The sequence below is a fragment of the Yaniella sp. genome (assembly GCF_030453185.1).
Taxonomy (GTDB): Bacteria; Actinomycetota; Actinomycetes; order Actinomycetales; family Micrococcaceae; genus Yaniella.
The window spans coordinates 1-10,930 of sequence record NZ_JAKDKW010000074.1 but is presented as its reverse complement, the minus strand read 5'-3'; the positions used below and the strand labels follow the sequence as shown (position 1 = coordinate 10,930).

7 protein-coding genes and 1 tRNA gene are annotated in these 10,930 nt (G+C 58.9%); 4 read left to right on the top strand and 4 right to left on the bottom strand.

Annotated features, from left to right (window positions below; genetic code table 11):
* The 4 genes from L0H14_RS10050 to L0H14_RS10035 all read left to right on the top strand — a co-directional run.
* A partial coding sequence (locus tag L0H14_RS10050) for an exonuclease SbcCD subunit D C-terminal domain-containing protein (RefSeq protein WP_301421766.1) occupies positions 1-378 on the top strand: 378 nt, incomplete at its 5' end.
* The gene (locus tag L0H14_RS10045; RefSeq protein ID WP_301421765.1) at positions 378-3,530 is read left to right on the top strand and encodes an SMC family ATPase; all 3,153 of its coding nucleotides are present in this window, start codon (positions 378-380) and stop codon (positions 3,528-3,530) included. The genes L0H14_RS10050 and L0H14_RS10045, both read left to right, overlap by 1 nt.
* 436 nt (positions 3,531-3,966) lie before the next feature.
* Positions 3,967-5,232 carry a Na/Pi cotransporter family protein gene (locus L0H14_RS10040; RefSeq protein WP_301419146.1) on the top strand — a complete coding sequence of 422 codons (1,266 nt, stop codon included), beginning with the start codon at positions 3,967-3,969 and terminating at the stop codon, positions 5,230-5,232.
* A 19-nt stretch (positions 5,233-5,251) separates the two neighbouring features.
* Positions 5,252-5,542: a hypothetical protein gene (locus L0H14_RS10035; RefSeq protein WP_301419148.1), complete on the top strand. Its 291-nt coding sequence runs from the start codon at positions 5,252-5,254 to the stop codon at positions 5,540-5,542.
* Here the strand turns inward: L0H14_RS10035 and L0H14_RS10030 are convergent.
* From L0H14_RS10030 to L0H14_RS10015, 4 genes are all read right to left on the bottom strand, one after another.
* Positions 5,539-7,272, bottom strand: a complete 1,734-nt coding sequence (locus tag L0H14_RS10030) for an HNH endonuclease (protein ID WP_301421764.1) — start codon at positions 7,270-7,272, stop codon at positions 5,539-5,541. The two genes, L0H14_RS10035 and L0H14_RS10030, sit on opposite strands and share 4 nt — an antisense overlap.
* 197 nt (positions 7,273-7,469) lie before the next feature.
* A complete protein-coding gene (locus tag L0H14_RS10025) occupies positions 7,470-8,975 on the bottom strand; it encodes a malate:quinone oxidoreductase (protein WP_301421763.1) in 1,506 nt (501 codons plus the stop codon).
* A gap of 100 nt (positions 8,976-9,075) precedes the next feature.
* Positions 9,076-10,698 (bottom strand): ABC transporter substrate-binding protein, encoded by a 1,623-nt coding sequence (locus L0H14_RS10020; RefSeq protein WP_301419155.1) that lies wholly within the window; start codon positions 10,696-10,698, stop codon positions 9,076-9,078.
* 84 nt (positions 10,699-10,782) lie between these two features.
* Positions 10,783-10,868, bottom strand: a tRNA-Leu gene (locus L0H14_RS10015).
* Positions 10,869-10,930: the final 62 nt, after the last annotated feature.

The window sequence follows — 10,930 nt, the reverse complement described above, 5'->3', positions numbered from 1 at the left end:
TGGATCGACATTCCGCAGCTGAAGCAGTTGGCAGTACTCACCGGAGAAATTGATGACCTACTGGAATCTGACGAGTACACCTGGGCCGAAGATGCCTGGTGCCAAATCACCGTAACCGATCCGCAGCGCCCGCGCCGGGCGTTTCAGCGGCTCAAAGAGCGATTCCCCGACATGTTGAACTTCATCCTGGCGCCCACCGGTGAACGCGAACGCCAGACCACCTACTCGGATCGCATCGCCAATGCGAAAACCGACTTAGACCTCGTGGTCGATTTTGTGGAGCACGTGCGCAACCGCCCGGCGTCGCAACAGGAGCAGTCCTGGCTGCAAGACGCGCTGCAGCACGTCAACCGTGTTCAAGAACAGGACGTGAAATAATGCGCATCCACCGCCTCACTTTCCAAGCTATCGGGCCGTACCCGGGCAAACAGGACCTGGCCTTTGAACAACTCGATGCCGCCGGCCTGTTCCTGCTGGACGGCCCAACCGGGGCTGGTAAATCCACCATCCTGGATGTGGTGACTTTCGCGCTCTACGGCAAAGCCGACGACGAACGCAAGAACACCGAACTGCACTCGACACTGGCCGAACCCGGCACCCCGCCCACCATCACACTCGACGTCTCGTTCGGTTTACGCCGATTCGTTATCGACCGGGTGCTCCAACACTTCGCACCCCGCCGCGGGGCCAAAGATGCCGACGACGTCGTCACCCGCCAAGCCAGCATTGCCCTGAGTGAGGTGGTCGAAGGCCAGAGCCAGCAATTGACCACCCGCGTGGATGAGGCCCAGCAGATTCTGCGCTCGGTAATTGGCCTGTCACGCGAACAATTCACCTCCGTGGTGCTCTTGCCGCAGGGCGAGTTCGCCCGGTTCCTCAAGGCTTCGAGTAATGACCGCGAAGCCATCTTGCGCCAGCTGTTCAACACCCATCGCTTTGACGAGATCGGTGACTACTTGAGTCAGCAGGCTAAGACATTGCGCAGCGCGGTCGAGTCAGACAGCCAGCGCCGCGAGAGTCTGCGGGCCGTGCTCATCCAGACCGCCGAAACCTATGCGCCCGCGTGGGAAGACGACGCCGGTAGCCAGCACCTGGTTGAGCAGGAGCGCCACGGCTCTGACGAGACGGCGGCTTTGGACCTTGACGCCCTGTCCGATGCCGAACTGATCGAGCACGTGGAATCCAGGATGACTGCACTGCAGGCCCACGCCCAGCAGCGAGTGGCTCAGGCATCGACCACACTGGAGACGACTCGTAAAAAACTCACCGACCTGCAAGAACAACAGACCCAGTTGCGCGAAGCCACAGATTTCCGTACCCGGCGCGTCGCACACGAGGCACAGGCCGCCGAGGCGAAATCTTCGCGCCAACAGTTGGACGACCACGCCCGTGCCAAACCGGTCGTCGATGCACAAAACCACCTGGACACGGCGACTCAGCAGCTCAACGCCGCGGTCGAATCTTGGCAACACCACTTCGACGCCGCGCAGGACGACGACGTGATTGGCACCTGGGCACGTCAAGCGGCGGAAGGGCACCAGTTGTTCGCCGTCGATCTTGATGACGTGCCAGCACTGTGTGACCAATGGAAAACCATCGAGGCCACCGCAATCCGCGCACGCGAACAGGTCCAGCAACACGAAAAAGCGCAGTCCTCAATTGCCGCCACGCGAAAGCGTCTGGCCGAATGGAAACGCTCCCATGCTGGGCTCACCAAGCAGCTGCAAGACTTCGAAACCACGTTCGCCACGTTGACCGAGCAGCTCGATGCGAACAGGGCCAGGGCAGAAGAACTGTCCGGCGCTGAGAACACGCTGCAAACCGCTCAGCAGCGCCTCGAGGAGACCACAGCCCAACAGACCGCAGCGAAAAAAGCTCAGACGGCATACGCCCGGACCGAGCAGACGCAACAGGTTCGCGACACCGCCAAACAGACCGCTGACAAGGCCCTGGAGCACGCACAGCAGCTCCTGCGCCGTCGTATAGATGCCGCTGCTGGTTTCCTCGCGGAGCAACTAGAAGAAGACCAGCCGTGTGAGGTGTGCGGCTCAACTTCGCACCCCGCCCCCGCCCAGCTGCAGGACGCCACTGAGATTTCTAACGTCGCGGTGCAAGCCGCTGAACAGCAGGCCACCGAGGCCCGGCGTGGCGCCAACGATGCCGAGCAGGACCATCAAACCCAGCTGACCGCCCTGCACGACATGCAAACCCGGGCCGGCGGACTCAGCGTTGCCGATGCCGACGACGCCGTTGCCACCGCCCAACACACGGTGGCAACGGCGCAACAACAGGTCAACGAATTGACCACCGTACGCACCCGCACTCAGGAACAAGAAGCCCGGGTTGAGACGCTGCGTCAGGACAAAGCCACGGCCGAGAAACAGCTGACCGAAGCCACCACACAAGTCTCGACCATCACCGCGGAAGTTGAGCGCGCAGAAGCTGAGCTCACCGAAGCGCTGGGAGCATTTGAAACCGTCGAGCAGCTCCGTAGCGCCACCGAACCCGCATATCGTCTGGTCGGACAGATCGTTGCCCAAGGGGCGCAGGTATCCACGGCCGTCACTGCCTGCGCCACCGCCGCCCAACGTGTCGCACAAGCCCTCGAAGACTCGGCGGCCCAAGACCACCCAGCATTCGACGACGCCAAGAGCGCTACCACCTGCATATTGTCCCCCGGGGTGTATGCCGAACACGAAGCGCTGGTACGTCAGTGGACCACCGAAAAAGATCGACTCGAGGAAAAAGCCGGCCAAGCCGCCGTCGTCGCCGGACTGAAATTGCTCGACGCCGACGTCGCCGCACCTTCGAACGAGGCACTCGAGTCGGCACGTGAAGCCCAACAGGCCGCCCAGGTCCAACTGGCTCAAGCAAACCGCGAACACGGCAGCATTGAAGCCACTCACCAACAAGTCCGAGGACAGCAACGGCAGCTAGACGACGTGTCCAAACGCTCAGCCGAACAGCTGGCCGTTTACGAGGAGCTCGTGGGGCTCAGCGACGTCGTCGCCGGACGGGGAGAGAATACGGTGGCCATGCCGCTGCGCTCATTTGTGCTGGCCGGCTGGTTGGAACAGGTCGCCGCCAACGCTTCCGAACGCCTGACTGGAATGACCGGCGGACGCTACGAACTCAAACACGCTATTGGCCAGGGTGGACGCGGGTATGCCGGATTGAACCTTGAGGTGATCGACCACCTCAACGACACGGTTCGGAACCCCTCGACGCTCTCGGGCGGTGAAACCTTCATGGCTTCCCTCGCTTTGGCGCTCGGGCTCGCTGACGCTGTCCAGGCACAAGCCGGCGGTGTGTCGATGGATACGTTGTTCATCGACGAAGGCTTTGGCTCACTCGACGCCGACACCCTAGAAGACGTCATGGGCGTTCTCGACGCGCTACAGGACGATGGCCGACTGATCGGGTTGGTCTCGCACGTCGAATCCATGAAACAGCAGATCCCACACCGCATTCAGGTACAGAAAACCCAGACAGGTTCCAACGTGCGTGTTATTGGTCCAGATGTGATCTAACGGCGCAGCTCGTCTAATCATGTTCCAGGCTCAGTTCGGCTCCCGCGGCGCCTACGCGATGAGACGGTAGGCGAAGAGTTGGTGAACACTGTTGTAATCACCGGCGAAAATTTGGTGACTCGAAGGAGGATTTAATGGACGATGAGTGGTGTGCATCACGAATGATTTAGCGCGTTCGGGGAAGCGTTGAGTGGAGGGTGGCAAACCGTTGCGTTTGTTGTTCACTTTGCCTCGAAAATCCAGAATTTTCGAAAGTGTGACGAATCGCATATAGGATCTGCTGACTTGGGCGAATGGTGCTCTGAGCGCGTTTGAGTGCTCGGATATCTGCGATGCGCCACCGCGGAAAACTTCGTCTTGATCCCTGGTTAACCTTGGGTTCATCTTCCGATGTTCTACTGTCTGTGAGATCACCAAGGGGAAGGGATATCTCGGTATGAGCCTAGATAATTCGACGGAGCGCAAGATCTACGGCGCTTCGACCAACGGGGCACCTCTACCAGAGGAGCAGGACACCACCACAGTCCAACGCCCAGGCCTGATGGCACGATTGCCGTTCACCGGAAGAACCCGGAAGATCGTTGAATGGTTGTCTATCGTTGCCGCCGTGTACGTACTCATTACCGCGGTCAGTGTGATCGGCTCCGGTTTCGGGGCAGCCACGGGCGGTCAAGCCCAGGAGATCTTTGCTTTTGCGCACAACCCGGTCGTCGGACTCGTCATCGGTATTTTGGCGACCGTACTAACCCAGTCTTCATCAACGACGACGTCGATTGTCGTGGGCCTTGTCGCTGGCGGATTACCGCTGGAAACCGCAATCCCGATCCTGCTCGGTGCCAATGTCGGTACCACTATGACCTCAACCCTCGTCTCCTTGGGTGCGGCAGGGGATCGAAACCAGTTCCGCCGCGCTTTCTCTGCGGCATCCGTCCACGACATGTATAACCTCCTGTCGGTTGCCATCTTCTTCCCCCTCGAATGGATGTTTGGCATTCTCGGCCGGGTGGGCACCTGGTTCGCTGGAATCACCACGGGTGCCGATGGCGGTATCATCGCGACCGTCTTTACAGCGTTAGGTAACGCGGTTTCAGCTGTCACTGATCCCGGTGCAGACATGATCGAAGCTGGCGCACTTGGCGTTCTTCCGTCCGTGTGGGCCGGAATCGCTATGATCATCATCGGCGTGGCGTTGATCCTGCTCGTCATCAACTTCATCTCGAACATGCTTAAGGTCCTGCTGGTCGGCAACGTCGAAAAGATGTTCCACAAGGCCATCGGCCGTGGTCCTATCTCGGGTATATTCTCCGGTCTGTTGATCACTGTGATGGTCCAATCCTCGTCAACGGCCACCTCGCTGGCAGTTCCGTTGGCCGCATCCGGCAAGTTCTCGCTGTGGCAGATCTATCCGTTTACCGTGGGTGCGAACATTGGCACGACCATGACGGCAGTTATCGCAGCATTCGCGTTTAGTGGCGGTGAAGCTACCGCAGCCATGACTGCTGCAGCGGTGCACCTGTTCTACAACATCTTCTCCGCCCTGACGATCTTCTTGATTCCCTTCCTGCGCCCACTTCCGGTGCGTGGCGCGACTTGGATCGGAGCCTTAGGTGCAAGGAACAAGATCTATGTGGTCGCTTGGCTCGCTGGTCTGTTCGTAGTCCTGCCGGCTCTGCTCATTGGCATCACGGCCCTGTTCTCCTAGAACGGTTCAGAACACACACATGCAAACGCCTGATAATTTCGACGCGGTACTGCAGAGCCTGTCAGATGAGGAACTCCTCGATCACCTGAGTCAGTCCGAAACCCCAGAGCTGCTACAGGCTGAGGTACGACGCCGTCTGCAGGTGCGTGCCGATCATGAACTTCGTGCCCAACAGCACGCCGAGATTTCTCAAATGGTCGAACACCTCGAGCAAAGCAGAGTGGACTGGCAAGCAGTCCGCGAATTCTTTCGAGAGACGTTACTCGAGTTCACCTCGCGAGCTGAAGACCCAGACCAAGAAGGGCATTAGGTCTGGTAGAAGTAATTCTTGCGCGGTTGCTGCTTCGGATCAAGCAATGGGTGCAGTACAAACCGAAATTCCCCATCGACCCTGGTAATGCGTAATTGGCCAGCATGGATTGCTTGGTGATGATGCGCGCACAGGGTCACCCCATTTTCCGTGCTGGTTTCACCATTTTTGGACCAGTACTGCACATGATGGAGTTCGCACAGTGACGCAGCCCAGTGACACCCAGGCACAGCGCAGCCGCGATCCCGGCCAACGATGGCACGCCGCAGCGCATCAGGAAATTGCCTTTGCTGACGGCCGATAGATAACACCTGCCGATGCCCGGTCATGGTGATCGGGCTGACCCCGACGTCACACCGCATTCGTAGAATCACATCCGGTGGAATGTAATTCGTAAAGATGCCCCGGGAAATTCGTGGCTGTAATCGGTCGAGATTATCGTCATCGAACAACTCACTGACATCGGACTTTTTCGGCGGAGGAACGGTCAATATGGTGTCACCGAGTGTGATGGTTTGGGGCGGAATGTTCTGTCCACTGGGCTCGGGAACTCTTGCGTCGCCGCCACGACTGGTGTTCTTGTCACCCTCGGTCGAGTGCAACTGGGCCAACAGGGCCAGTAGCTCTTCCCTCTGACGCTGCTGGACTTCAGGTAGCGCATCGGCGAGATCGTTGCGGATGCCCTCCAACAAGCTCGCATAATCGGTGATAACCGTCATTTGGGTATGAGCGCCGCTGGCACCGCGGAATCCTGCCTTATCTAGGTTGGCCAGGCTGAATTTGATGACGTCGCGTAGGGCATGCATACGGCGTTGTCCGGCACTGCGGCGTTCAAATTCTTCGTCGTCACCTTTACCACGTGGGTTGGTCAGTGTGGCGAGCAGCGTCTGGGTGGCTTCATCACCCTCAGCGTCAAGCGTCAGGCGGTATTCGATGGCATTCTTATTGCCACGAACGGGTCCGACTCGGCGAACATCATGCATCGCCTCGGTGTGTTGCTGACGAAAATTTTGATCGTCCGGATCGACGGAGGCCAACAGATCGTTCTTTCGTTGTCCCACGTATCGGCTGAATTCCTCGCACGTGGTGTGCTCGATCTTTTCGGCGAGATCCTTGTCCACGAGTTTTCGTAGTTTCTCGCGATACTGGTCGTCCTTGCCCGCGGCCAAGGCGTTTTTATCGATCTCATCGATCATACTCAGCGCCGAGGAAAGTTTCGAGGGGTTCAGGCGCCCCTGGAATGCTGCAAGCATCGGTAGCCGGGTTTCGCCCACTGCAACGTCGTCTGAACGCTCGGGGTCGGAAGCGCGGACCGGGGTGACCGCATCGGCCAAGCGGATACGCGCGCTGGCAGCATTCGCTCGAATGTCATGAGTTTTGGCCAATAGGTCTTTCGGATCGCGAAAAGCAGTTTTTCCCTCGGGCAGCTCAAGCGTGGACCGCAGTGAGGACGAGTTAAACGCGTCCTTAATCAAGCCGGTATAACGGTTCTGCAGCGTGGTGGCGTAACGCAGGGTGTCTTCCAACTGGACGGAGCGCTGGAGCACGCCACTGGTCGGGGTCTCGGGCTCTCGGTCGGCAAGGTGCTGGTACAACTCGTGGATGAGGCCGTAGACGTCGTCGGTGGCCATCGCTTCCCAATCCACGGGATGCTCCACGCCGGGCAGCTCAACGGCCGCCAATGGATTGGCAACGGTGTGTTCTTGCGTAAGCTGTGCATTGGACGCCATCTGGGTTCACCTCCGATCTAGGTGAGCATCAGCTTGCCGGTAGTTGGAACGCGACACTCTACGAACCGGCCAGAGTGTGGATAGCTGCCACTCGCATCGCAACACTGTGGATCAACCCGCTCAGACACAAAACATCCCGGGCCCGACGTCGTAACGTCCGGCCCGGGATGCTCTCGTGTGACTAACGTACTAGCGGTCTAGCCCAACTTTAGTGTGCTGGTGGTCTCCTTGGTGACCTCGGCCAGCAGTTCTGGGTTCTCGTTCAGGCGCTGTCCCAGTGACGGGATCATCTCGGTGAGCTTGGATTCCCAGTTGGTAAAGCGGGTTGGGAAGCTGCGGCGCAGTAACTCGACCATGATTGGCGCGGCGGTGGAAGCACCGGGGGAGGCGCCGAGCAGGGCTGCGATCGAACCCTCGGCGCCTGAGACCAGCTCGGTACCGAACTGCAGCACGCCACCCTTCTGTTTGTCCTTCTTCATGACCTGGACGCGCTGACCTGCGGTAATGAGTTCCCATGCACCGTCGGTGGCTTCGGGGAAGAAGTTGCGCAGGGTATCAACCTTTTTACCGTGTGACTTCGTGACTTCAGAGACCAGGTAGCCCACCAGATCAAAGTTGTCCTTGGCCACGTTGAGCATGGGCCACAGGTTGTGTGGGCGAATTGATTTCGGTAGGTCCAAGAAGGAGCCGCTCTTCAAGAAGTTGGTGGAGAATCCGGCGAATGGGCCGAACATGAGTGAGCGGCGACCGTCCACAAAGCGGGTGTCCAAGTGCGGTACGGACATTGGTGGAGCCCCCACGGCGGCCAGTCCGTAGACTTTGGCATGGTGCTGATCGATGACCGCCTGATCGGTGGAGCGCAGGAATTCTCCGGATATTGGGAACCCGCCAAAGCCTTTGGCCTCGGGGATGCCGGAGGACTGTAGCAGGTCGAGTGCGCCACCACCGGCACCAATAAACACGAAGCGTGCTTTGGCGGTGAACTTTTCGCCCCCGATCCGATCCTTGAGGTCAACCGACCAGCGGCCATCGGTATCGCGGGACAGCCGCGAAACTTTGTGACCGTAGTTGACTTCCACGCCGTCGTTGGCCATTTTGGAAATCAACTGACGGGACAGGGCCCCGAAGTCGACGTCGGTGCCGGCCTTGACACGGGAGGCGGCCACGCGTTCACCCTGGTTTCGACCATCCACCAGCAGGGGTGCCCACTTGGAGATTTCGTCGTGATCTTCGGTGTGTTCCATATCGGCAAACAGCGGGTTTGCGGACATCGCTTCGAAGCGGTTCCGCAAGTATGTGGCGTGGTCATCGCCCCACACAAACGACATGTGTGGCAGGGCGTTAATGAACTGTTCTGGGTTCTTCAGAGTGCCGTTGTTGACCAGGTGGGACCAGTACTGCAGGGAGACGTGGAACTGCTCATTGATATTCACGGCCTTGGTGATGTCGACCGAACCGTCTGCACCGGCGGGTGAATAGTTGAGTTCACACAGCGCGGCGTGGCCTGTTCCAGCGTTATTCCAGGGGTCGGAGGATTCTTGACCCGCCTGGTGAAGATTTTCGTACAGTGCAATGGACCAGTCTGGCTCCAATTCCTTGAGCATTGTGCCCAAGGTGGCAGACATGATCCCACCCCCGATCAATACAACATCGTATGCGGGGGATGAACCTGACTGCGGCACGGCGTCTCTCCTGATCTTCATTGATCTGTTCAGATGAACACTTATGACCATGCCACTCTACTACTGGGACGTGGTCAAAGATAAATTGAGCAGCAGTGTGTGCGCCACCTGCCAAATACGACTACGTGCGCAGTTGGATTCGTTCGTATTGCTCATCCAATACCGGCGAGATCGGATAAAATTCGACGTCGTGCCCGGAAGCTAGCGCGGTGATCGGGAAGGTCAACGGAATGGCGGGCAGGTCCAACGAGATCGCGGCCTCCACCTGAGACAACATGGCGGTCCGAGCATCGGTATCGTCTTCTACGCGAGCCTGTGCCAGCACATCGGCCACGGCGGTATTGCGCCAGCCAAATTCCCGGTTGGGCTGTTCGAAGAGCTCGGCCAAAAGATATAGCGGATCGCGCACATACACATTGCGCCCAAACAAGTGCAAGGCCCGGTCGCTGGCATCGCCCATGACCTGGGACATGTAGTCGCCGTCATCCCAGCTGACCGGTTTGGCCACGATATTGAATCCCGCGGCGGTCAGACGCCCGGCAAGATACGAGAAGAGTTTTTGCGGCTGGGTCATATACACCCGCTCAGCTCCGGTCGGATACCAGAACTCGATGGGTTCGCCATCGTAGCCAGCGGCCGCCAACAGATTTGTCGCCCTATTGAGGTCGCCGTTGTATGTGGTCACCTCGTCGGAGCGTTCCAACAGCGAGGGTGGGTTGAACTGGTGAGCAACATAGGACCCGTCCAACTGCAGGGAATCGACCATATCGCCCCGGAATAATGCGTGGGCCACAGCCTGCCGCACGTGTAGGTTTTGCATGACAGGATGCGCCTGGTTCATACCTAAGTACAACACGGCCAACGGGTCACGCTGGAGGACTTGGTAACCGGATTGCACCAGCTCACGCAAAATCGCCGGCGAGACGGCGTCGAATACATCCAGCTGTTGGGTATCTAACCCGTAGAGCCGCTCGTGTAAATTTGGAATAGCCAATACGGCGACGTCGTGGCCGTCGTTCACTGATTCCAGTCCAATGGTTTCCCCGGAGGTATCGCCCCAGCGGTAGGGGCCGGTGCCGGCCAGCGGGACCAGTGGCAGACCGTCCTGCAGCGCAGCGTCAAAGTCGGCCCAGGATCCCGGTGAGCTGATGGCAAATGCGGGGTGGGTGAGTGAGCGGATCAGCGCCTGGATCGGTTCGGTGAAGGTCAGGGTCACAATATGCTCCGATGAGGCTTCAACCGATGCCAACAGGCAGGCATCCTGGTCGAAGTACCCGCCGAAAACTACCGAATAGGGGAGGCGGCCCACCTGGCGCAGTCGTTCGGCGCCCAGCAGTTCGTTGACGCTGCCCCAGCGTTCAAAATTTTTGACGACGACGTCGGCGGTCAGCTCGGTGCCATCGTGGAATGAGACGTCGTGTTCCAGCTCGAGTACCAGTTGCAGGCCGTCGTCCGAAAACGTCCAATCGGTGGCCAGTTCGGCAAGAGTCTCGCCGGTCTCCGGGTCGACGCCGATAAGGTTTTGATATACCTGACGGGCCAGCCGGTGGGTTTCAATATCGTTGGTGACACACGGATCAGTACTCAGCGCTTTGGCAGGAACACCGATGCGGAAAGTCCGTGAGGCGGCCTCCGGAGCAGCTTGACCTTCTGCCACGTTCTGCGATGCGCCAGCGGGGGAGGCCAACGGGGCCAAACCGATGGATGCCAGCCCTGCTAACAGGGTGCGTCGGGAAAGATGCACGGTGATCCTTCCTCATGAACGTGTGGCGAAACATTCCTATACAACTGAACCCGCTCGAGGGGAGCGGGTTCAGTTGAGGTCAGGTGGTGCGGGCGAAGGGACTTGAACCCTTACGTCTATAAGACACTGGAACCTAAATCCAGCGCGTCTACCAATTCCGCCACGCCCGCGTATCCGTTGTGGTGGACCGAGGAATAATCTTAGTCCATGCACAACGAATTGCCTAATTGAA